Raw genomic sequence first — 22,167 nt, forward strand, 5'->3', positions numbered from 1 at the left:
TGCGGAGAACCCCCTTGGATCACGATTAGTATATCGATTAACCGATTCGAGGAGTCCATCATTCCCGGCACCAGCCACCCCCTCATCGCTGCGCGCACCCGCGAGTCCCGCCTCGTCCGCGCGCTCCTGGGCGACCGCCCGCAGACGACCCCCGTCTGGTTCATGCGGCAGGCCGGACGGTCGCTGCCCGAGTACCGCGCACTCCGGTCGCAGGGGTCGATGATCGAGGCCTGTCTGGACCCCGCCCTGGCGAGCGAGATCACGATGCAGCCGGTCCGACGCCACGGTGTCGACGCGGCGATCTTCTTCAGCGACATCATCATCCCGCTGGCGCTCATCGGCATCGACGTGGAGATCGCCGCCGGGCGCGGTCCGGTCTTCTCGCAGCCGCTGCGCACCCCCGCCGACATCGCGCGGGCCGTCGCGATCGATCCCGCCCTCGTCACCGAGCGCGGCGAGGCGATCGCGGATGCCGTCGGTCGCACGACGGCGATGCTCGCCGACCTCTCCGAGGAGCGCGGGGAGCCGCTGCCCCTGATCGGGTTCGCCGGCGCACCGTTCACCCTGGCGGCGTACCTCGTCGAGGGCGGCCCGTCGAAGGATCACCTCGCCGCCCGGCGTCTCATCCACGAGGACCCCTCCGCCTGGCACGACCTGACGATGTGGCTCGCCGAGGTCACCGGACGCTTCCTCGCCCTGCAGATCGAGGCAGGCGCCAGCGCCGGCCAGCTGTTCGACTCGTGGGCGGGCGGCCTGAACCCCGACGACTACCGCGCGGCGGTGCTCCCGGCATCCGTCGCGGCGCTCGATCACGCCCGCTCCCTGCCGCTGCCGGACGGCGTCGACCGACTGCCCCTCGTGCATTTCGGGGTCGGGACGGGCGAGATCCTCGCCGACATGGCGACCCCCGACATCGATGCGCTGGGCGTGGATTACCGCGTTCGCCTCGACGACGCGCGCCGCCGGATCGGCCGCGATCTGACATTGCAGGGCAACCTCGACCCCGCGCTGCTGTTCGCGCCCGAGCCGGTGCGGACCGCGGGTGTGCACCGCGTGCTCGAGGCGGGTCTCGCCGCCCGCGCGCACGTCTTCAACCTCGGACACGGCGTGCCGATGGAAGCCGACCCCGACGCGATCTCGGCGGTGGTCCGGACGGTCCACGATTGGCGGGCGCCGTGACCGGTGCCTTGCGCAGCCACGACGTCGTCATCGTCGGCGGCGGTGTCGCCGCACTGACCGCCGCGTGGGAACTCGCCCGCGCCGGGCGGGACGTCGTCGTACTCGACGCCGATGACGCGGTCGGCGGGATGCTGCGCCGCGGCACCGTCGCCGGTGTCGAGCTCGACCTCGGGGCCGAGTCCTTCGCCACCCGCACGACCGGCGTCGCCGACCTCGTCGCCGACGCGCGCCTGGCGGTCCAGCTCGTCGAGCCGCGCGCCGGAGGTGCGCACGTCGCCTTCCGCCGAGGTCTGGGCCGTACCGGACGCGCTCCGCTCCCGCGGCGCGCGCTCATCGGGATGCCGGCGGACCCGACGGCGGCCGACGTGGCCCGTGTGCTCGGCCGCGCCGGCGCCCGTCGCGCCGCGCAGGAACGAGACCTGCCCGTCGACCCGGCGGTCTTCGAGGGACCGGAGCCGACGCTCGCAGAGCTCGCGACGGCGCGGTTCGGCGCAGCCGTCACGGCCCGCCTCGTCGAACCCCTCTGCGCGAGCGTCTATTCGCAGCCCGCCGATGCGGTCACCCTCTCGTCGCTCCATCCCGCTCTGTGGCAGAGCTTCCAGCAGCTCGGGTCACTGACCGCGGCCGTCGATGCCCTCGCGCCGCAGGCGCGCGCAGGCTCCGCCGTCCGCGGCGTCGAGGGGGGATTGTGGCGGCTGGCGTCGGAGCTGGAGATCGCCGCGCTGCGCGCGGGCGCCGTCATCCGCACCGGTGCGCACGTGAACGAGATCCGGGACGCCCCCGCGCAGGCCGAGATCGTGCTGGACGGCGAGACCCTCATCGCGCGCGAGGTGGTGCTCGCGACCGGGCCGTCGTCCGCCGCCCGTCTGCTCGGCGTCGCCGCGCCCGCGACCGCGCCCGTGCATCTCGTCGTCGCCGAGATCGTGTCGGCGGCGCTCGACCCGTACCCGGTCGGGTCCGGCGTCATCGCCGCCCCCGACGTGCCGACGGCCGCCAAGGCCCTCACCCACGTCGACGCGAAGTGGGAGTGGGCCGCCACGGCGCTCCCCGCCGGTGTGCACGTCGTGCGTCTGTCGGCCCGCGACGCCGCCGAGGGCGGACTCGAGACACCGGCCGGTGTCGCCGCCGCCGTCCGCACGCTGACCGGTGTCGCCGTCACCGCCGCCGATGTGCGGGGGGTCACTCCGGTGGTCTGGTCGGACGCCGTCGTCACCCCCGAGGTGCGTTCCGCCGTCACGGCCGCCGCGGCGACCCGCGGCATCCGACTCCTCGGAGCCGTCGCCGCCGGCACCGGGCTCGCGTCGGTCATCCCTCACGCCCGCGCCGTCGCGGCGGAAATGCTGTCCCACCCCACCCCCTCCGAAGGAGTACGTCATGTCCGCTGACGATCTGTCAGCCCCCGGCCTCGGCTACACGCTCTTCGCGATCCTCGCCGGCCCGCGTCCGCGGGGCGCCGCTGCGAGCGCGGACCTCGACGCGCTGCGGGCGGTCGTCGACGCCTTGCCGGCCGACGTGACCCTCCGCGGGTTCTACGACGTCACCGGGATGCGCGCCGAGGCCGATCTGATGGTCTGGCTCCACGGCGAAGACCCGGCAGCGCTCCAGAAGGCGCTCCGTGAGCTCCGCCGCACGCCGGTGCTCGCCGCCTTCACGAACGTCTGGAGCGCGATGGGGGTGCACCGTGAGGCGGAGTTCAACAAGCGTCACGTGCCGGGCTACCTCCGCGGTGAGCACGCGCGCGGGTGGCTCTGCCTCTACCCCTTCGTCCGGAGCTACGAGTGGTATCTGCTGCCCGAGGAGGAGCGCTCCCGCATGCTGGCGGAGCACGGCCGCAAGGGGGCCGCGTTCCGCGACGTCGTCGCCAACACCGTCTCGACCTTCGGCTTGAGCGACTACGAGTGGCTCCTGCCGCTGGAGAGCGATGACCCGATCAGCCTCGTCGACATGATGCGGGAGCTGCGTGCCACCGACGCCCGGCGTCACGTGCGCGAAGAGGTGCCGTTCTACACCGGGCGGCGCGTGGAGATCGACGAGTTGGCGGAGGTGCTGTCGTGAGTGCGCAGAACATCGGATCCCACGGCGCGGAGTTCCGCCCGAAGCCGCCGCGCGCGTCGGGTGTGGTCGTCGCCGACGGGTGCGTCATCCCGAACGCGACCGAGGGGACGTGCGCCGGAGAGCCGCACGCCACGACGCCGGTGGCGTACGACGGCATCCTCCTGCTCGGCTTCGGCGGCCCCGAAGGCCAGGACGACGTCATCCCGTTCCTGCGCAACGTGACCGCGGGCCGCGGCATCCCCGACGAGCGCCTCGAAGAGGTCGCGCACCACTACCGCCACTTCGGCGGGGTGTCGCCCATCAACGAGCACAACCGCGAGCTCAAGGCCGCCCTGGATGCCGAGCTCGCCGCGCGCGGACTCGACCTGCCGGTGTACTGGGGCAACCGCAACTGGATGCCGTACGTCACCGATGCGCTCCAGACCGCCCACGCCGACGGGCGCACGAAGCTCCTCGCGATCGCCACGAGCGCGTACAGCTCGTACTCGTCGTGCCGCCAGTACCGCGAGGACCTCGCCGACGCGGTCGAGGCGACGGGACTGCAGACGGGCGTGCAGATCGACAAGGTCCGCCAGTTCTTCGACCACCCCGGCTTCGTCGCGCCCTTCGTCGACGGCATCCGCGCCGGGATCGCCGAGCTCGCCGAGCGTGGTGTCACCGACCTCGCCAATGAAGTCGAGATCCTCTTCTCCACCCACTCGATCCCGACCTCCGACGCCGACCGGTCCGGACCACCCGAGCGCGGCTTCGGCCCCGGCGGCGCCTACGTCGCCCAGCACCTCGCCGTCGGTGAGGAGATCATCTCGCGCCTCGGGTTCCCCGGCGCCTGGCAGCTCGTCTTCCAGAGCCGCTCCGGCCCGCCGCAGGTGCCGTGGCTCGAGCCCGACATCAACGACGCGATGCAGGAGCTGCCGGGCCGGGGTCGCAAAGCCGTCCTCATCGTGCCGCTCGGCTTCGTCAGCGACCACATGGAGGTCATGTGGGACCTCGACACCGAGGCGATGGAGACCGCCGAGGAGCTCGGGCTCATCGCCGTCCGCACCGCCACGCCCAGCACGCACCCCGACTACGTCGCCGGTCTCGTCGACCTCGTCGAAGAACGGCTGAAGGGCACCCCCGCCGCCGACCGCCCCGCCGTCACCGAGCTCGGGCCCTGGTACGACGTGTGCCGACCCGGATGCTGCGAGAACACACGGCTCGGCTTCCAGCCGGCGCTGTCGGGCGTGGCGCCGTGACCGGGACCCTGCGCCTCGGCACCCGTGCGAGCCTGCTGGCGACGACCCAGTCGCAGCACGTGGCGGATGCGGTGGCCGCGGCATCCGGTCGGAGTGTCGAACTCGTGCCCATCACGAGCGAGGGCGACGTCCTCACCGGACCGCTCGCGCAGATGGGCGGCACCGGCGTGTTCGCGACGGCCCTGCGTGACGCCCTGCTTCGCGGCGAGTGCGACTTCCTCGTGCACTCGATGAAGGACCTGCCGACCGCCCCGTACCCGGGCATCGTCGTCGGTGCCGTGCCGGTGCGCGCGTCGCGGCGCGACATCCTGCACTCCCGCGACGGGCTCGACCTCGACGAGCTCCCCGCGGGAGCCCGCATCGGCACGGGTTCGCCCCGCCGCGTGGCGCAGGTGCGGGCACGCCGCCCCGACCTCGTCGTCGACGGCATCCGCGGCAACGTGGACAGCCGGCTCCGCAAGGTCGCCGACGGGCAGTACGACGCGATCGTCCTCGCCGAGGCGGGGCTTCGCCGCATCGGCCGGGACGCCGCCATCACCCAGGTGCTCGACTGGCCGACCTCCGCAGCCCAGGGCGCGCTCGCCGTCGAGGTCCGTGACGGCGACACCGCCGTCGCCGAGGCGGTCGCGCTCATCGAGGACGGCCCGACCGCGCACGCCGCGCATCTGGAGCGCGCCGTCCTGCGTCGCCTCGAGGCCGGGTGCGCCGCGCCCGTCGCGATCGACGCCGTGCACCTCGGCGATGTCGTGACGCTCGTGGCCCACGTGTACGCCGAGGACGGTTCGCGCTCGGTCGTCGCCGAGCGCCGCCTCGACCCGCACGCCGACCTCGACGCCGTCGCGGCGGAGGTCGTCGCCGAGCTCCTCGAGGGCGGTGCCGCCGACCTCGCCGATCTGGCGGGCACCTCCCGATGAGCGGGGGAGGCCTGCGCGGCACCCGCGTGCTCGTCCCGCGCGGCGGTGCCTGGGGGCGGCGGGTCGCCGCAGAGCTGCACGCCCGCGGCGCCCGCGCCGTCGTCGCTCCGCTCATCTCCTCCGCTCCGCCCCGTGACACCGCCGCGCGGGATCGCGCCTTCGCGGCTCTGTCCGGCGGCGCCTACGCCTGGCTGTTCGTGACGAGCGCCGCGAGCGTCGAGCAGCTGCGGCAGCGGGGGGTCCGGGTCCCCGAGACCACCCGGATCGCTGCGGTCGGCCGCGCTACCGCGCGCGCCGTCGCCGAGGCCGGGTGGGAGGTCGATTTCGTCCCCGCCGGGACGTCCTCCGCCGCCGCCCTGGCCTCGCAGTGGTGCGCCGACCGCCTGCCCGCGGCCACGGGCCGCTCGCTCGTCGTGCGCAGCGACCTCGCCCAGGCCGTCGTGAGCGACGAGCTCGAGGTGCGCGGCTTCGCCGTCGATGTCTGCGTCGCCTACCGGACCGTCGGCGTGGACCTGGAGCCGGAGGTCGCAGGCGCTCTCCGCTCCGGCGAGATCGACATCGTGCTGCTGACCTCGCTCAGCGTCGGCCGGGAGCTGCGCCGGCAGGTGGGGCGCCTCCCGGCATCCACTCTCGTCGCCTCCATCGGACCGGGGACGACGCGCGACGCCGCCGTCCTCGGATTCACCGTCGGCCGCACCGCCCAGACCCAGAGCATCGACGCGCTGATCGCCGAGCTCGACGCCCACCTCCCCGTCAAGGAGTCGTCATGACCTCGTTCCCCACCCGTCGCCTGCGCCGTCTGCGCGGCACCCCTGCGTTGCGGCGCCTCGCCGCCGAACACCACCTCGTGCCCTCGCAGCTCGTGCTGCCGGTGTTCGTGAAGGAGGGCATCTCCGAAGCTCAGCCGATCGCGAGCATGCCCGGGGTGTCGCAGCATCCGCTCGATGCCGTCGCCGACGTCGTCGATGACGCCGCCGCGGCGGGCATCGGCGGGATCATGCTCTTCGGCGTGCCCGCCGTCCGCGACGCGGTCGGCAGCGGCGCGACCGATCCGGGCGGCATCCTCAACCGGGCGATCGCCGTCGCGTCGCGTGCCGCCGCCGGCCGCCTGACGGTGCAGGCCGACCTGTGCCTCGACGAGTTCACCGACCACGGGCACTGCGGCCTGCTCGCCGCCGACGGCTCGGTCGACAACGACGCGACCCTCGAGGTCTACGCCGAGATGGGCGTCGCGCAGGCGCGCGCCGGCGCCGACGTCCTCGGCCTCTCGGGGATGATGGACGGCCAGGTCGCCGCGGTCCGTGCCGGACTGGATGCCGCGGGCTTCGCGCACGTCGCGATCCTCGCCTACTCCGCGAAGTACGCCTCGGCCTTCTACGGTCCGTTCCGCGACGCCGTCGAGTCGACCCTGCAGGGCGATCGCCGGACCTACCAGATGGATCCCGCCAACGCCCGCGAGGGCATCGAGGAAGCCCTCGTCGACATCGCCGAGGGCGCCGACGTCGTCATGGTCAAGCCCGCCATGCCCTACCTCGACGTGCTCGCCCGCGTCTCGGACCGCTCGAACGTGCCGGTCTGGGCCTATCAGGTGTCGGGGGAGTACGCGATGATCGAGCACGCCGCCGCCGCCGGACTCATCGACCGCGAGCGCGCGATCGGCGAGAGCCTCGTCGGCATCCGCCGCGCCGGCGCCGACGTCATCCTCACCTACTGGGCCGTCGAGGTCGCGCACTGGCTGCGTGCCGGGAAGGAACTCGCATGAGCCGTAATCAGGAGCTGTTCGACCGCGCCCGCGGAGTGATCCCCGGCGGTGTCGACTCGCCCGTCCGCGCCTACGGTTCCGTCGGCGGCACGCCCCGGTTCATGGTGTCGGCGCAGGGTGCCTACGTGACGGATGCCGATGGCCGCGACTACGTCGACCTCGTCGCCAGCTGGGGCCCCGCCCTGCTCGGCCACTCGCACCCCGCCGTGATCGAGGCGGTCGTCGAGGCCGCTCGCCGCGGTCTCTCGTTCGGCGCGCCGACGGCGGCTGAGACAGAACTCGCCGAGGAGATCCGTTCGCGCGTTCCTGCCGCCGAGAAGATCCGCCTCGTCTCGACCGGTACCGAGGCGACGATGACGGCGATCCGCCTCGCCCGCGCGGCGACCGGCCGCGACCTGCTCGTCAAGTTCGCCGGTCACTACCACGGTCACTCCGACGGCCTCCTCGCGCAGGCCGGCTCGGGGCTGGCGACCCTCGCGCTGCCCGGGTCGGCGGGGGTCCCCGCACCGATCGCGGCGCAGACCCTCGTCATCGGCTACAACGACCGTGCCGCGGTGGAGGAGGTGTTCCGCGCTCACGAGGGCCGGATCGCCGCGATCATCACCGAGGCCGCCGGCGCGAACATGGGCGTCGTCCCGCCGGCACCGGGCTTCACGGCCTTCCTGTCCGACATCGCGCACCGGAACGGCGCGCTCGTGATCAGCGACGAGGTGCTCACCGGCTTCCGCTCCTCGCGTTCGGGCTACGCCGGTGTCCTGGATGCCGCGGGCGAGCACGTCGTCCCCCACCTCATCGCCTTCGGCAAGGTCATCGGCGGCGGTCTCCCCGTCGCCGCGGTCGCCGGCCGCGCCGACATCATGGACCTCCTCGCCCCGACCGGTCCCGTCTATCAGGCCGGCACCCTGTCGGGGAACCCGGTCGCCGTCGCCGCGGGCCTTGCGACCCTCACGCACGCCGACGAGGCGGTCTACCGCACACTCGACTCCGTCGCGCACACCGTCGCGGACGCGGCATCCGCTGCCCTGACCGATGCCGGTGTGCCGCACGTCGTGCAGTGGGCGGGGACCCTGTTCAGCATCTTCTTCGGCGAGTCCGTCGTGAACGGCGTGCCCGACTACGCGACCGCCACCTCGCAGGATGCCGACGCGTACGGCCGCTTCTTCCACGCGATGCTCGAGGGCGGGGTGTCGCTGCCGCCGTCGGCGTTCGAGGCCTGGTTCGTCACGGCCGCGCACGATGAGGCCGCGATCGCGCGGATCGTCGACGCGCTTCCCGCCGCCGCGCGGGCAGCGGCCGGCTGAGCAGTCGACGGCTAGGGTGAGCGGCATGCCTCGTCGCTCGCTGCTCGCTCTGCTCGCGGCCGTCCTGGGGATCGCGCTCTCGGGGTGCGCGACCGCGGCCTCGGCCACGCCCGACGAGATCGCCGAGCGGGTTTCGCACCTCGGCGTCGATCCCGCGCTCGTGGTGACGACGAGCATCGAGGGATACGATCTGGCCCCGCAGTCCGTGAACGAGACGGACGACCGCGGCGTGACCGCGACGTGGGCGAAGCCGGGCGGCGACATCATCACCGTGCGCACACAGCCGGGGGAGATGGATGCCGCCGGCTGCGCCGACCTGCAGATGTGGGGTGGCGGTGACGCGACGTGCGCCCTAGACGGTACGACGTGGCGCCGATCGGCCGGGGGGATCGACGAGTACGCCGTCGTGGAAGACGGCCGGACGGTGCTGATCATCGGAGGCGACGGTTTCGGCGCCCCGTCGGAGGACCTCAGGGAGGCAGCCGCGGGCGTGCGGACCCCCACCGTCGCGGAGATCGATCTCATGTTCGCCGAGCTCCAGAGGCGGAGCGAGCGCGGCGGCCCGGTCGAACGCGGCGACCTCCCCGAGGACGGGGACGGGGCCCCCATCGACCCGGGCGGCGAGGGCGGCTGAGGGCGGGGGAGGGCGGGTACGGCGGCGGATGCACGACGCGTCGCTCGGACACCGTCTCACCCGCCCCACGAGGTCACTTCCGCCCCGTCGGTCGTGCATCCGTCACCCCGACGGATCCCGAGTGCCCGGCAACTAGGCTGGAACCCATGCCCGTCACCCTCCTCGGCGCCGCCGAGATCCGTTTGCTCGCCGCCGACCTCGACGTCACTCCGACCAAGAAGCTCGGGCAGAACTTCGTCGTCGACGCGAACACCGTGCGCAAGATCGTGAACGCCGCGCGGGTCACGTCCGCCGACCGCGTGGTCGAGGTCGGGCCCGGCCTCGGCTCGCTCACCCTGGCGATCCTCGAGACCGGCGCGCCCGTCACCGCCGTCGAGATCGACCACCGCCTGGCCGAGCGCCTGCCGGCGACCGCCGCCGCCCACGGTGTGCCGGACGGCGCCCTGACCGTGATCGCGCAGGACGCTCTGCGCGTGACGGAGCTCCCGGGCGACCCCGACGTCCTGGTCGCCAATCTGCCCTACAACGTCAGTGTGCCGGTGCTCCTGCACTTCATGGAGCACTTCCCGTCGATCCAGCGCGGCGTCGTCATGGTCCAGGCCGAGGTCGGCGAGCGGCTGGCCGCGCCGTCGGGTTCGAAGGTGTACGGCGCTCCCAGCGTCAAGGCCGCGTGGTACGGCACGTGGCGCCTCGCGGGCACGGTGTCGCGCCAGGTCTTCTGGCCGGTGCCGAACGTCGACAGCGTGCTCGTCGGGTTCGAGCGCGACAGCGATCCTCGCGGCACCGAGGAGGAGCGACTGCGCACCTTCGCCATCGTCGACGCGGCGTTTCAGCAGCGCCGCAAGATGCTCCGCCAGGCGCTCTCCGGTGTCCTGGGCGGCTCGTCCGCGTCGGCGACCGAGGTGCTCGAGCGCGCCGGCGTCGCCCCGACCGCCCGCGGCGAGGACCTGACGATCGCGGACTACGTCCGCATCGCCCGCGCCTGACGCCGCGGTATCCGACCGCACGCGGGGTACACGCACGCAAGCTTCGTGAGGAGATGGCGGCTCGAGAGGAGCGGATGCCGCGCCTCGGCCCCCGGCATCCGTCATCTCCTCGCGAACCGACGCGTCCGCGCACTGTTTCCGATGACTTCGCGCGTCATTCACCCCGTGTTCCCGAAACATGCCGGTAACATTTCGGGGCAAGGCAGGGACACCCGAGTCCCCGCACCGACGGAAGAAGTGACCATGCGCCGCGCCGAGCATCCGGCCGCCGAACGGATCCTGCTCCACCTCAGCGACACGCACCTGCGCGGTCCCGGCCCTCGCCTATTCGACAGCGTCGACGGCGAAGCCTCGCTCTCCGCGACCCTCGAGGCCATCGAGTCCAGCGGCATCGCCCCCGATGCCGTCGTCTTCACCGGCGACCTCGTCGACCTCGGTGAGGCCGCTGCCTACGACGCGATCCGCGCGCTCGTCGAGCCGTTCGCCGAGCAAATCGGTGCGCGGCTGCTCTGGGTCATGGGCAACCATGACGACCGCGGCGCGTTCCGCTCACGCCTGCTCGACGAGACCCCTGACGACCCGACGGCGCCCTACGACCGCGTCGACGAGCTCGACGGCCTGCGCATCGTGACGCTCGACACGAGCGTGCCCGGGAAGCACCACGGCGAGCTCTCGGACGCGCAGCTGCGCTGGCTCGCGGATGTCCTGACCACCCCCGCACCGCTCGGCACCGTGCTGGCCATGCATCACCCGCCGGTGCCCAGCGTCCTGCCGCTGGCGGCGAGCGTCGAGCTGCGCGACCAGCGCCGCCTCGCCGACGTCGTCCGCGGGACGGACGTGCGCGCGATCATCGCCGGTCACCTGCACTACTCGACCTTCGCGACCTTCGCGGGCATCCCCGTCTCGGTCGCCTCATCGACCTGCTACGCCCAGGACCTCACGGTCCCCGTCGGCGGCACGCGGCCGCAGGACGCCGGTCAGGCGTACAACATGGTCCACGTCTACGACGACACGGTCGTCCACTCCGTGGTCCCGATCGACGTCTCCGCGCCGCTGGAGTACATCGACCCCGACGAGGCTCAGCGCCGTCTGCGTGCGGCGGGCGTGACCGGTTCGGTCACGCGTGCAGCTCGACCGGGCGTGCCGGCGCTGCACTGACGGCCGGGTCCTCCCACGGCGCGCGCACCGGGAAGAGCCGTTCGAGGAGCCCGGTCACCGCGCGTACGCGCACCGGTTCGGGGACCTCGTGGTCGCCGCCGTCGTTGAGGCAGAACATGTCGACGTCGCCGCGCTCCGCGAGCTTCTCCATCCGGCGCAGCGACGCGGCCTGCGTGGTCTGGAAGTACCGCACACGCGGCGCCGTCGAGGCGATCGCACGACCGGTGAACTGCGCGTAGTAGTGGTACAGGCAGTTGGTCACACTGACGTCGGTAGCCGAGCGGAAGCGGGATGCCGCGGTGCGCCGGATCTCCTCGGGGAACTCCCGCTCGAGCTCGAACATCACCGAGCGGCGCAGCGGAGCGGCGCAGTGCTCAAGGTCGCGGACGATCGTGCGGCCGAAGCGCTCGCGCAGCAGCTCGCGGTTCAGGCGCAGCGCGTTGTCGTGCCCGCTGCGAGCGACGCGTCGCGGGCCGGTGCCGATGCGGATGTCGCACTCGACGAACGACGAGACGCCGGCGGGGGAGAAGAACAGCTCCGGTGAGAGCGGACGCCCGAAGAACATGTCGTCGTTGGAGTAGAGGAAGTGCTCCGACAACCCCTCGATGCGATGCAGCTGGGCTTCGACCGCGTGCGAGTTGTGCGTCGGGAGGACGGACGGGTCCTCGAAGAACTCCTCGCTGCGCACGATGGTGACCTTCGGGTGGTCGAGCAGCCACGCGGGGGCGGGGGAGTCGGTCGCGATGAAGATGCGGCGCACCCACGGCGCGTACATGTGCACGCTGCGCAGCGCGTACCGGAGCTCGTCGACGTGGCGGTAGCGTGCCGGACCGTCGTCGCCGTCGCCGACGACGTACTCCGACAGCTGGGCGGCGCGCTGACGCTGGAACTCGGATGACGAGCCGTCGACCCAGGAGAAGACCATGTCGATCTCGTGGGTGACCTCGCCCGGGTGAGGATCGAACATCCCCGCGAGGGTCTGCCAGGTGCGGCCGTAGCGCAGGGTGGTCGCAGGCTCGACGTCTTCTGCGGCGAACGCGCGCCGCGTCAGGTCGTTCGCGTGCGGTGCCTCGACCAGCTCCTCGCCGAACCGCCAGAACTCGATGCGCACGCCGTACCCCGCGCCGTACCGCAGGTCACCGGCCGCACGCGGACGGAACACCCGCACCGATGCGGGTCCCGACGCGCGCAGACGCAGCTCGCCGAACGGCACCGGCGTGCCGCCCTTGGCCTTCGCATAGAGCGGCTCGGTGACGGCCCGATCGGACAGTGCCGCGAGCGCACGGCCGCGGTACGCGAGGTCCACAACCAGGCCCGGGACGGAGCCGGAGTGCCGGATGAGGAGATGAGGGATGCCGGCATCGGCGAGCGTGTCGGCGATCAGCAGCAGGTCGGCGATGCGGGCCTGCTCAGGAGTGGTGTCGTCATGGCGCAGGTGCAGCATGCCTCCGATGAGGACGATGTCCTCGCGTTCGAGAAGGGCGGTCCAGGATCCACCCTCGGACGGCAGTGCAGTCAATCGCGCCATATGTTCTCCCTCAATGTGTGTCGTCGATCGGGCAAGACTAGGTGTCGGTCGTTTCGCCGACGTTTCGGGTGCCCGTGATCGCTAGCCTGGGGGGATGACCGATTTCGCGGACCGTTTCCCTCCGTCGCGCAATGGCGACACCCACCGCCCCTATCAGGCGGCGTCCTCCCGCTACGATGCGGGGGCCTTCCGCCAGGTCGGCTCGAGCGGCCTGTATCTGCCGGCGATCTCGCTGGGACTCTGGTGGAACTTCGGGGACAACATCCCCTTCGACAACCAGCGTACTCTGCTCCGCCACGCATTCGACCGGGGCGTCACGCACTTCGACCTGGCCAACAACTACGGCCCGCCGTTCGGGTCGGCCGAGACGAACTTCGGCCGCATGATGCGCGAGGACTTCGCGCCCTATCGCGACGAGATCCTCATCTCGTCGAAGGCCGGGTACGACATGTGGCCCGGCCCCTACGGAAACAACGGATCGCGTAAGTACCTCATAGCGAGCGCCGAGCAGTCGCTGAAGCGGATGGGCCTCGACTACGTCGACATCTTCTACTCGCACCGCGCCGACCCGGTGACGCCCATCGAGGAGACCGTCGGTGCCCTCGACACCCTCGTCCGACAGGGTAAGGCGCTGTACGTCGGCATCTCGTCCTACAGCGCGGAGCGCACTGAGGAGGCCGTCGCCGTCGCGAAGGACCTCGGCACCCCGCTCGTCATCCACCAGCCCTCGTACTCGATCCTGAACCGCTGGGTCGAGGACGGCCTGACCGATTCGCTCCGCGCGGCGGGGATGGGTGCGATCGCCTTCACGCCCCTCGCACAGGGCCTGCTGACCGACAAGTACCTCGGCGACGGCACGGCCGACCGGGCGCAGAGCCGCTTCTCGCTCCCCGACGGCCGGCTGAACCAGAAGGCGCTCGACACGCTGCGCGGCCTGAACGACATCGCGCAGCAGCGCGGGCAGACGCTCGCGCAGATGGCGATCCAGTGGATCCTCCGTGACGACGTCGTGACCTCGGCGCTGATCGGCGCATCGCGTCCCGAGCAGCTGGACCAGAACCTCGCTGCGACGGAGGGCGCCCCCTTCGACGACGACGAACTCGCCCGCATCGACGCGCTCTCGGGCGCGATCGATGTCGACCTCTGGGCCGACTCGGCGAACGCGTGAGCCTGAGCCACGACCCCGCCCGGCGCGTGCACGTGCGCGCGCCGGGCAAGCTCAACCTCTTCTTCGACGTGGGCGCGGTGGGGGACGACGGCTACCACGAGGTCGCCTCGGTCTACCAGGCGGTCTCGCTGTTCGAGGACATCTGGGCCTCGCACGACGACGGGTTCCACCTCGCCGTGACGGGCGACGTCGACGTGTCGGGCGTTCCGCTCGATGAGCGCAACCTCGCCCTCGGAGCCGCTCGGCTGGTGACCGAGGCGGTCGGCTGGGAGGGCGGCATCCGTCTGCAGATCCACAAGGGTGTCCCGGTGGCGGGCGGGATGGGCGGGGGATCGGCGGACGCCGCCGCCGCCCTCGTCGCCGTCAACGAGCTGATCGAGGCCGGGCTCTCGACGTCCGAGCTGCACGAGCTGGGCGCGCGACTGGGGGCGGACGTTCCGTTCGCGCTGCTCGGTGGCACCGCGGTCGGCACGGGCCGCGGTGACGAACTCGCCCCCGCCCTCGGCCGTGGCCGCTTCTCGTGGGTGCTGGTCACCGACGGCGACGGGCTGTCGACGCCCGAGGTCTACGGAGCCCTCGACCGGCTGCGCGAGGCCGCCGACATCGCGCCCGGGCGCCTGCTGCCGGAGGTCGACCCGTCTGTGCTGCGCGCACTGCGATCGGGGGATGCCGCGGCCCTGGCCGCCGCCATCCGCAACGATCTTCAGCGCGCCGCCGTCCACCTGCGTCCCTCGCTCGCGGAGGTCCTCGACGCGGGCATGGCCGCCGGTGCGCTCGGGGGTGTGGTGTCGGGGTCGGGTCCGACGGTCGCGTTCCTCGCGTCGGACGACGACCACGCCCGTGCGGTCGCGGCGCAGCTGTCGGATGCCGGCCGCACCGCGCACACGGTCAGCGGACCGGTCGCCGGGACGCGGATCGTCTGACAGGCGTCGGCGGCTCCCCCTAGCCTGGAGGGTATGACCTCACTCGGCGACGCCTTCCACTCCGCTCCGCTCGACGAGACCCTGCGAGCGGCGATCGAGGCGGACGGCCTGCGCATCGACCGCGTCGGTGACGAGGATCGCGCCGCATCCGATCGGTGGACGGATGCCGTCGCCCGCGGCTTCCTGGACGGCGAACGCAACGACGTGCAGCGCGGTGAGGCCTTCGCCCGCAGCCGTTACCGCCGCAAGATCGGCGTCTACGACCCCGCCGCCGTCCAGCCTGACGAGCCCGTGACGACCTTCGCGTCGTGGATCGCCGACCTCACGCTCCCCGGGGGCAACTCGATCCCGATGTGCGCGATCAGCGCGGTCACCGTCGCCCCCACGCACCGTCGCCGCCGTCTGCTCTCGCGCGTGATGGCCGGCGAGCTGCGCACCGCGGTCGCGCAGGGCGCTCCGATCGCGGGTCTGACCGTGAGCGAGTCGGGCATCTACGGCCGCTTCGGCTTCGCGCCCGCTGCGGCGGCCGCGTCGTGGGAGATCCAGACCCGCCGTGCGGGGTGGATCGGCCCGGTCGCCCCCGGCCGGCTCGACTACGTGACCCGGGAGCAGGCGCGGGATGCCGCGACGGCCCTGCACGAGCGCATCCGCCTCACCACGCCGGGCGAGATCTCGATGCCCGGCGGACACTGGGACCGCACCTACGGCACGCGTCCCGACGCCGAGAAGGCCGACCGGCTGCGGGCCGTGCAGTACCGGTCGCCGGAGGGCGAGGTCGACGGCGTCGCGCTCTACTCGGTCAGTGAGAACGACGACGACTGGGCCGCGTCGATCGCGACCGTGCACCAGCTCCTCGCCGTGACGGATGCCGCCTACGCCGGTCTCTGGCGCTTCCTTCTGTCGCTCGATCTCATCGGCGCGGTCCGGGCGAGCGAGCTCTCGGTCGACGAGCCGCTCTGGTGGATGATCGCCGATCAGCGGGCCGCGCGCATCCGGATCGCGGACCACCACTACCTGCGGATCCTCGACGTCCCCACCGTGCTCGCCGCGCGCACCTACGACGTCGACGACGCCGTCGCGCTGGAGGTCGCCGATCCGCTCGGCATAGCCGACGGCACGTTCGTCCTGTCCGCCGGCGAGGAGCCGGGGGTCGACCTCGTCGACGAGGCGCCGCTCGGCGTCCCGCGCGCGAAGCTCGGTGTCGCTGAGCTGTCGGCGATCCTGCTCGGTGGCGTCTCGCCCGTCGCACTCGCCCGTGCGGGGCGCATCCAGACGGACGACCCGCACCGCCTCGCCCGCCTGTTCGCGTCGACCACGACACCGCGTCTGAGCTTCTGGTACTGACCGGGCACCCGTCCCGCGCCGCGTAGCCTGGAGGCGATGGCACATCTTCTCGGGGCCGAGGCCCTGCACCTGGAGTACCCGACCAAGGTCGTCTTCGACGGCGTCTCGCTCGGCGTCGACGAGGGCGACCGCATCGGCATCGTCGGTCGCAACGGCGACGGCAAGTCGAGTCTGATGGCGATGCTCGCCGGGCGGCGCGAGCCGGATGCCGGTCGGGTGACGGTCCGCGGCGGCGTCACGATCGGGGTGCTCGAGCAGACCGATGTGCTGCCCGACGACCTGACGGTCGGGCGCGCGGTCGTGGGCGACGGTCCCGCGCACGAGTGGGCCGGTGACGCGCGGGTGCGGGACGTGATCGCGGGTCTGCTGTCCGACCTCGACTGGGATGCCGCCATCGGCACGCTCTCGGGCGGGCAGCGCCGCCGCGTCGCGCTCGCGCAGCTGCTCGCGGGCGACTGGGACGTGCTCGCCCTCGACGAGCCCACCAACCACCTCGACGTGGAGGGCATCGCCTGGCTGGCGGAGCACCTGAAGCGACGGTGGTCGGCGAGCTCGGGCGCGCTCATGGTCGTGACGCACGACCGGTGGTTCCTCGACGAGGTGTGCACGAAGACCTGGGAGGTGCACGACCGCATCGTCGAGCCCTTCGACGGCGGGTATGCCGCCTACATCCTGCAGCGCGTCGAGCGCGACCGTCAGGCGGCGTCGATCGAGGCCCGCCGCCAAAACCTCGCCCGCAAGGAGCTGGCGTGGCTGCGCCGCGGCGCTCCGGCCCGGACGAGCAAGCCGAAGTTCCGCATCGACGCGGCCAACGAACTCATCGCCGACGTCCCCGAGATCCGCGACCGCGTCTCACTGCAGTCGCTCGCCGTCGCCCGGCTCGGCAAGGACGTGGTCGACCTGCTCGACGCGGGTGTCTCCTACGACGGTCGTGAGGTGCTGCGCGGCGTGGAGTGGCGCATCGCGCCGGGGGAGCGCACCGGCATCCTCGGCGTCAACGGCGCCGGCAAGTCGACCCTTCTGGGGCTCGTGTCGGGCGCGGTGCAGCCCACCGCGGGGCGCGTCAAGCACGGCAAGACCGTCAAGGTCGCGACACTGACGCAGCGGATGGACGAGCTCGACCCGCACCTGGACGAGCCGGTGCGCATCGTCATCTCCGGCTTGCGGACGACGTACACCTTCGGTGCCGGGTCGAAGGCGCAGGAGCTCACCCCGGGGCAGCTGCTCGAGCGGATGGGCTTCTCGTCCGCGCAGCTGTCGACGCCGGTGAAGGACCTCTCGGGCGGTCAGAAGCGGCGCTTGCAGCTGCTGCTGATCCTGCTCGACCAGCCCAACGTCCTCATCCTCGACGAGCCCACGAACGATCTCGACACCGACATGCTCGCCGCGATCGAGGACCTGCTCGATTCGTGGGCGGGCACCCTCATCGTCGTCTCCCACGACCGATACTTCATGGAACGGGTGACCGACCAGCAGTACGCCGTCATGGGCGGCACGCTGCGCCACCTTCCCGGCGGCATCGAGGAGTACCTGCGCCTGCGAGCCGCCCAGCCGCAGGCGACGGGAGCGGCGACCGGTCCGGCGCAGAAGGCGGATGCCGCAGCACCACCGGCATCCGCTCTCGGTGGAGCCGAGCGACGCGCGGCCGAGAAGGAGCTCGCGAGCCTGGAACGGCGGATCGAGAAGCTCGCCGCGCAGATCGGAGCCGCCCGCACAGCTCTCGCCGACCACGATCAGGCGGACTACGTCGGACTGGGCGAGAAGATGCAGCGGATCGGCGCCATGGAAGCCGAGGTCGCCGAAGCCGAGGAGCGCTGGTTCGAGCTGGGCGAGCAGCTCGCCTGATCAGCCAGGCGGCGCCTCCCGTAGGCGCAGGCCGGTCGTGAATTCGCGGGCGCACCCCGTCAGCGGGTCGACGAAGCGCAGCTCGCGCGCGAGCAGCTGGAGCGGTCGCTCGGGGTCGTCCGGGGCCTCGTCGAGGAGGTCCGGGTAGAACCGGTCGCCGAGGATGCCGAGCCCGATCCCGGCGAGGTGGGAGCGGAGCTGGTGCATGCGACCGGTCCGCGGGTGCAGCCGCAGGTGTGCTCGGTCCGCCGTGACCCGGATCGCCTCCACGCGCGTCTCGGCGTTCGGCTCCCGGTCCTCGTGCACGATCGCCCGAAGGCTCCCGCGGGAGCTCGTCAGGTGCGAACGCACGACGAGCGGCAGCTGCGGCATCCCGTCGGCGGGCACGGCGGTGACCGCCTCGTAGACCTTCTCGACGGCCCGGTCGGCGAACAGGGTCTGGTAGGCACCCCGCGTCGCCGGTCGCACGGAGAACATCACGAGACCCGCCGTCGCCCGATCGAGCCGGTGGATGGGGGTGAGGTCGGGGTTGTCGAACCGTTGCCGCAGGCGGACGAGGGCGGAGTTGTGCAGGAATCCGCCGCCGGGGGTGGTCGGCAGGAAGTGCGGCTTGTCGACCACGAGGAGGTCGTCGTCGACGTGGCGCACCGTCACCTCGTAGGGGATGTCCGGCTCGTCGGGCGGTTCCCGGTAGTACCAGATGAAGTCCTCCGCCCCCAGCGGCGTCTCACGCGTCAGTCGGGTGCCGTCGAACGCGACGACCTCGCCCCGGTCGAAGCGGGAGAGCAGGACGGCGGGGTCGATGTGCGCGAATCGACCCGTCACGTAGTCGGCGATCGTCGCCCAGGGCCCCGTGCGCGGCACCCGCAGGCGTGTGGGACCGACCCCGTCGCGGACGGGCAGGGGAGCGCGCATCGCCATCGCGGGTCAGACGTCGAAGCCGAGGCTGAGCTTGCGCAGGAGCGCGGCGAGACGGTCGCGGTCGGCGCGGGAGATCTGGCCGAGCAGTTCCGCCTCCGCGTCGACCAGTCGGGTGATCGCGGCGTCGACGCGGTTGCGACCCTCCTCGGTGAGGGTCACGAGCACCCCGCGGCCGTCCCCGGGGTCGGCTGCCCGCACGACGAGTCGACGGTCGACGAGCCGGTCGATGCGGTTGGTCATCGTGCCGCTGGAGACGAGTGTCTGCTGCAGGAGCTGCTTGGGACTCAGGGTGTAGGGCTCGCCGGCGCGGCGCAGGGCGGAGAGGACGTCCCACTCCCACGGCTCGAGGTCGCTGCGGTGGAACGCCTCGCGCCGCGCACGGTCGAGGTGGCGCGACAGCCGGTCCACCCGCGAGAGGACCTCGAGCGGCGAGAAGTCCAGATCGGGACGTTGCGCGATCCAGGCGCTCACGATCCGGTCGACCTCGTCGTGTTCGGGAGCCATCCCCTCATCATCGCAGAGCGGTTGCGGCGGTCCGCCCGGCGTCGCCCGCCCCCCGCTCGCATGGCAGACTTGACGGGCGGCCGCCCGGACCCCGGAGCGCCGCGGTCCGCCGTGGTGTAATGGCAGCACGACAGCCTTTGGAGCTGTGAAGTCTAGGTTCGAGTCCTGGCGGCGGAGCATGACCGAGAACGCGCTCGACTCCCGCCTCGCCGTCGTCATCCTCGCTGCCGGCCAGGGCACGCGGATGAAGTCCACGCTCCCCAAGGTGCTCCACCGCATCGGCGGACGCCCGCTCGTGGGACACGTCCTCGACACCGCGCGGGATCTCGCTCCCGCCCACGTCGTGGTCGTCGTCCGGCACGAGCGCGACCAGGTGGCCGACGCCGTCCTCGGCGTCGCGCCCGAGGTCGTCGTCGTCGACCAGGACGAGATCCCCGGCACCGGGCGCGCCGTCGAGGTCGCCCTCGGCGCCCTCGCGGGGTTCGACGGCGACCTGCTCGTCCTCAGCGGCGACTGCCCGTTGGCCGATCCGGACACCCTCAGCGCGTTCGTCTCGGAGCACCGCACCGCGCAGGCCGACGCGACGCTCATGACGGCTGTCGTGGACGACCCGATCGGTTACGGCCGCATCATCCGCGAGAGCGACGGCAGTGTCGCCCGCATCGTCGAGCAGAAGGATGCCTCGGCCGACGAGGCCGCCGTCACCGAGGTCAACGCGGGCATGTACGTCTTCGCGGCCGCCGCGCTCCGCGAGCACCTGCCGCAGGTGGGCACCGCGAACGCGCAGAACGAGAAGTACCTCACCGACACCGTCGCGCTGCTGCGCCGGGCGGGGCGGCGGGTCGCGGCATCCGTCGCGAAGGACGCCACGGTCACCTACGGCGTCAACGACCGCGTGCAGCTGTCCGAGGTCGGGCGGCTCCTCAACGCGCGCACGGTGCGCCGGTGGCAGCTGGAGGGCGTCACGGTCCTCGATCCGGCGACCACGTGGATCGACGTGACGGCGACGCTCGCGCGCGACGTCACCGTGCTGCCGAACACGCACATCCTGCGGTCGACGAGCGTCGCGGAGGGGGCGACGATCGGTCCCGACACGAGCCTCGTGGACTGCGAGGTCGGCCGCGGTGCGACCGTGACCCGCACCGACGCGACGCTCGCCGTCATCGGCGCCGAGGCCACCGTCGGCCCGTTCGCCTATGTCCGCCCGGGCACGGAGCTGGGGGAGCGCGGCAAGATCGGCACCTTCGTCGAGACGAAGAACTCCACCATCGGCCGCGGCAGCAAGGTGCCGCACCTGTCCTACGTCGGCGACACGACCATCGGTCGCAACGTGAACCTGGGTGCGGGAGCGATCACCGCCAACTACGACGACATCACCAAGCACCGCACCGAGATCGCCGACGAGGTGCACGCGGGCTCGCACAACGTATTCGTCGCGCCCGTTAGGATCGGTGAGGGCGCGAAGACGGGTGCGGGAGCCGTCATCCGCAAGGATGTCCCGGCCGGCGCCCTCGCCCTCAGCATCGCCCCCCAGCGCAACATCGCCGGGTGGGTCGAGAACAATCGACCGGGGACGGGAGCGGCAGAAGCCGCCGCTCGCGCCCGGTCCGCACAGGAAGCTGGCGATGGGTCGCAAGAAGCAGCACACGGTTGACCTCGACACCGAGCGCGGTATCGCGCCGGGACTGGTGGCCAAGACCAAGAAGCGTCTCGTCGTCGCGTCAGGGCGTTCGCACGAGGAGCTCTCCGCCGATGTCGCCACGGCGCTCGGCACCCAGCTGGTGCCCACCGAGCACCGCACGTTCGCCTCGGGCGAGATCCTCACCCGTTTCGAGGTGTCGATCCGCGGCTGCGACTTCTTCCTGATCCAGAGCTTCGGGCCGCCGGTCAACGAGTGGCTCATGGAGACGCTCATCATGCTGGATGCCGCCAAGCGCGCATCCGCGAAGCGGATCACCGTCGTCGCGCCGTACTTCCCCTACTCGCGTCAGGACAAGAAGGGTCGGGGGCGCGAGCCGATCAGCGCACGCCTGGTCGCCGACCTCTTCAAGACCGCCGGCGCGGACCGGGTCATGAGCGTCGACCTCCACGCCGCGCAGATCCAGGGATTCTTCGACGGTCCCGTCGACCACCTGTTCGCCAAGCCCGTCCTGCTCGAGCACTTCGAGAACACGCTCTCCGCCGCGGACCGCGCCAAGCTGACCGTCGTGTCGCCCGACACCGGCCGCGTCCGGGTTGCCGACACCTGGTCCGACAGCCTCGGCGCGCCGCTCGCGATCATCCACAAGCGCCGCGACCCGAACGTCGCCAACCAGGTCACCGTCAATGAGATCGTCGGTCAGGTCGACGGCCGCGTCTGCCTCCTCGTCGACGACATGATCGACACCGGCGGCACCATCGTGAAGGCGGCTCAAGCGCTGAAGGCCAACGGTGCCGAGCGTGTGATCGTCGCGGCGACCCATGCGATCTTCAGCGATCCGGCCGTCGAGCGGCTGCAGGATCCCTCGATCGACGAGGTCGTCGTCACCGACACCGTGCCGCTGCCGCCCGAGAAGCGGTTCCCCGCTCTCACGATCCTGCCGATCGCGCCGCTCCTGGCCCGTGCGATCCGCGAGGTCTTCGAGGACGGCTCGGTGACGAGCATGTTCGACGGCGCCGCCTGAGTTCTCTCGCGCCCGACGGGCTCTCCTCGCAGGAGATCCATAGACTT

20 protein-coding genes and 1 tRNA gene are annotated in these 22,167 nt (G+C 72.2%); 18 read left to right on the forward strand and 3 right to left on the reverse strand.

What is annotated here, in order from left to right; translation table 11 throughout:
- Positions 1 to 57: 57 nt before the first annotated feature.
- From hemE to ACIGEP_RS03165, 11 genes are all read left to right on the forward strand, one after another.
- Positions 58 to 1,179, forward strand: a complete 1,122-nt coding sequence (gene hemE / locus ACIGEP_RS03115) for a uroporphyrinogen decarboxylase (RefSeq protein ID WP_396661000.1) — start codon at positions 58 to 60, stop codon at positions 1,177 to 1,179.
- Positions 1,176 to 2,564 carry a protoporphyrinogen/coproporphyrinogen oxidase gene (locus tag ACIGEP_RS03120; protein ID WP_396660170.1) on the forward strand — a complete coding sequence of 463 codons (1,389 nt, stop codon included), beginning with the start codon at positions 1,176 to 1,178 and terminating at the stop codon, positions 2,562 to 2,564. The genes hemE and ACIGEP_RS03120 overlap by 4 nt, the downstream gene beginning before the upstream one ends.
- Entirely contained in the window at positions 2,554 to 3,234 is a 681-nt protein-coding gene (gene hemQ / locus ACIGEP_RS03125) for a hydrogen peroxide-dependent heme synthase (protein WP_396660171.1), read from the forward strand. The genes ACIGEP_RS03120 and hemQ overlap by 11 nt, the downstream gene beginning before the upstream one ends.
- Positions 3,231 to 4,469, forward strand: coding sequence for a ferrochelatase (locus ACIGEP_RS03130; RefSeq protein ID WP_396660172.1), 1,239 nt, complete (start codon positions 3,231 to 3,233; stop codon positions 4,467 to 4,469). The genes hemQ and ACIGEP_RS03130 overlap by 4 nt, the downstream gene beginning before the upstream one ends.
- The gene (gene hemC, locus ACIGEP_RS03135) at positions 4,412 to 5,383 is read left to right on the forward strand and encodes a hydroxymethylbilane synthase (protein WP_396660173.1); all 972 of its coding nucleotides are present in this window, start codon (positions 4,412 to 4,414) and stop codon (positions 5,381 to 5,383) included. Before ACIGEP_RS03130 ends, hemC begins: the two co-directional genes overlap by 58 nt.
- Positions 5,380 to 6,153, forward strand: a complete 774-nt coding sequence (locus ACIGEP_RS03140; RefSeq protein ID WP_396660174.1) for a uroporphyrinogen-III synthase — start codon at positions 5,380 to 5,382, stop codon at positions 6,151 to 6,153. The genes hemC and ACIGEP_RS03140 overlap by 4 nt, the downstream gene beginning before the upstream one ends.
- Positions 6,150 to 7,145 (forward strand): porphobilinogen synthase, encoded by a 996-nt coding sequence (hemB, locus tag ACIGEP_RS03145; protein ID WP_396660175.1) that lies wholly within the window; start codon positions 6,150 to 6,152, stop codon positions 7,143 to 7,145. The genes ACIGEP_RS03140 and hemB overlap by 4 nt, the downstream gene beginning before the upstream one ends.
- Positions 7,142 to 8,446, forward strand: coding sequence for a glutamate-1-semialdehyde 2,1-aminomutase (gene hemL / locus ACIGEP_RS03150; RefSeq protein ID WP_396660176.1), 1,305 nt, complete (start codon positions 7,142 to 7,144; stop codon positions 8,444 to 8,446). Before hemB ends, hemL begins: the two co-directional genes overlap by 4 nt.
- Positions 8,447 to 8,471: 25 nt before the next feature.
- The gene (locus ACIGEP_RS03155) at positions 8,472 to 9,080 is read left to right on the forward strand and encodes a hypothetical protein (RefSeq protein ID WP_396660177.1); all 609 of its coding nucleotides are present in this window, start codon (positions 8,472 to 8,474) and stop codon (positions 9,078 to 9,080) included.
- 146 nt (positions 9,081 to 9,226) lie between these two features.
- Positions 9,227 to 10,066, forward strand: coding sequence for a 16S rRNA (adenine(1518)-N(6)/adenine(1519)-N(6))-dimethyltransferase RsmA (rsmA, locus tag ACIGEP_RS03160; protein WP_396660178.1), 840 nt, complete (start codon positions 9,227 to 9,229; stop codon positions 10,064 to 10,066).
- A 243-nt stretch (positions 10,067 to 10,309) separates the two neighbouring features.
- Complete coding sequence (locus tag ACIGEP_RS03165) at positions 10,310 to 11,224, forward strand: phosphodiesterase (RefSeq protein WP_396660179.1); 915 nt, start codon at positions 10,310 to 10,312, stop codon at positions 11,222 to 11,224.
- On the opposite strand, the gene ACIGEP_RS03170 is transcribed toward ACIGEP_RS03165, so the two are convergent.
- A complete protein-coding gene (locus ACIGEP_RS03170; protein ID WP_396660180.1) occupies positions 11,184 to 12,752 on the reverse strand; it encodes a stealth conserved region 3 domain-containing protein in 1,569 nt (522 codons plus the stop codon). The two genes, ACIGEP_RS03165 and ACIGEP_RS03170, sit on opposite strands and share 41 nt — an antisense overlap.
- A 94-nt stretch (positions 12,753 to 12,846) precedes the next feature.
- On the opposite strand from ACIGEP_RS03170, the gene mgrA reads away from it, so the two are divergent.
- From mgrA to ACIGEP_RS03190, 4 genes are read left to right on the forward strand one after another with little or no spacing between them, the layout of a single operon-like run.
- Positions 12,847 to 13,920 carry an L-glyceraldehyde 3-phosphate reductase gene (gene mgrA, locus ACIGEP_RS03175; RefSeq protein ID WP_396660181.1) on the forward strand — a complete coding sequence of 358 codons (1,074 nt, stop codon included), beginning with the start codon at positions 12,847 to 12,849 and terminating at the stop codon, positions 13,918 to 13,920.
- Entirely contained in the window at positions 13,917 to 14,843 is a 927-nt protein-coding gene (locus ACIGEP_RS03180) for a 4-(cytidine 5'-diphospho)-2-C-methyl-D-erythritol kinase (protein WP_396660182.1), read from the forward strand. Before mgrA ends, ACIGEP_RS03180 begins: the two co-directional genes overlap by 4 nt.
- Positions 14,844 to 14,876: 33 nt before the next feature.
- Entirely contained in the window at positions 14,877 to 16,187 is a 1,311-nt protein-coding gene (locus ACIGEP_RS03185) for a GNAT family N-acetyltransferase (protein ID WP_396660183.1), read from the forward strand.
- A 36-nt stretch (positions 16,188 to 16,223) separates the two neighbouring features.
- Positions 16,224 to 18,032 carry an ABC-F family ATP-binding cassette domain-containing protein gene (locus ACIGEP_RS03190; RefSeq protein WP_396660184.1) on the forward strand — a complete coding sequence of 603 codons (1,809 nt, stop codon included), beginning with the start codon at positions 16,224 to 16,226 and terminating at the stop codon, positions 18,030 to 18,032.
- Here the strand turns inward: ACIGEP_RS03190 and ACIGEP_RS03195 are convergent, their stop codons facing one another.
- Positions 18,033 to 18,953, reverse strand: coding sequence for a pseudouridine synthase (locus ACIGEP_RS03195; protein ID WP_396660185.1), 921 nt, complete (start codon positions 18,951 to 18,953; stop codon positions 18,033 to 18,035).
- Between the two features lie 6 nt (positions 18,954 to 18,959).
- Positions 18,960 to 19,457: a MarR family winged helix-turn-helix transcriptional regulator gene (locus tag ACIGEP_RS03200; RefSeq protein WP_251580052.1), complete on the reverse strand. Its 498-nt coding sequence runs from the start codon at positions 19,455 to 19,457 to the stop codon at positions 18,960 to 18,962.
- Between the two features lie 105 nt (positions 19,458 to 19,562).
- Here ACIGEP_RS03200 and ACIGEP_RS03205 point away from each other — a divergent pair.
- The 3 genes from ACIGEP_RS03205 (at position 19,563) to ACIGEP_RS03215 (ending at position 22,120) form a co-directional block, all read left to right on the forward strand.
- Positions 19,563 to 19,634 (forward strand) — tRNA-Gln (locus ACIGEP_RS03205).
- A 1-nt stretch (position 19,635) separates the two neighbouring features.
- On the forward strand, positions 19,636 to 21,111 hold the full coding sequence (glmU, locus tag ACIGEP_RS03210) for a bifunctional UDP-N-acetylglucosamine diphosphorylase/glucosamine-1-phosphate N-acetyltransferase GlmU (RefSeq protein ID WP_396660186.1): 1,476 nt from the start codon (positions 19,636 to 19,638) through the stop codon (positions 21,109 to 21,111).
- The gene (locus ACIGEP_RS03215) at positions 21,083 to 22,120 is read left to right on the forward strand and encodes a ribose-phosphate diphosphokinase (RefSeq protein ID WP_396660187.1); all 1,038 of its coding nucleotides are present in this window, start codon (positions 21,083 to 21,085) and stop codon (positions 22,118 to 22,120) included. Before glmU ends, ACIGEP_RS03215 begins: the two co-directional genes overlap by 29 nt.
- Positions 22,121 to 22,167 lie beyond the last annotated feature (47 nt).

Origin of the sequence: Microbacterium sp. NPDC077663 (assembly GCF_044542795.1) — a bacterium.
In the GTDB taxonomy this organism is placed as follows: domain Bacteria; phylum Actinomycetota; class Actinomycetes; order Actinomycetales; family Microbacteriaceae; genus Microbacterium.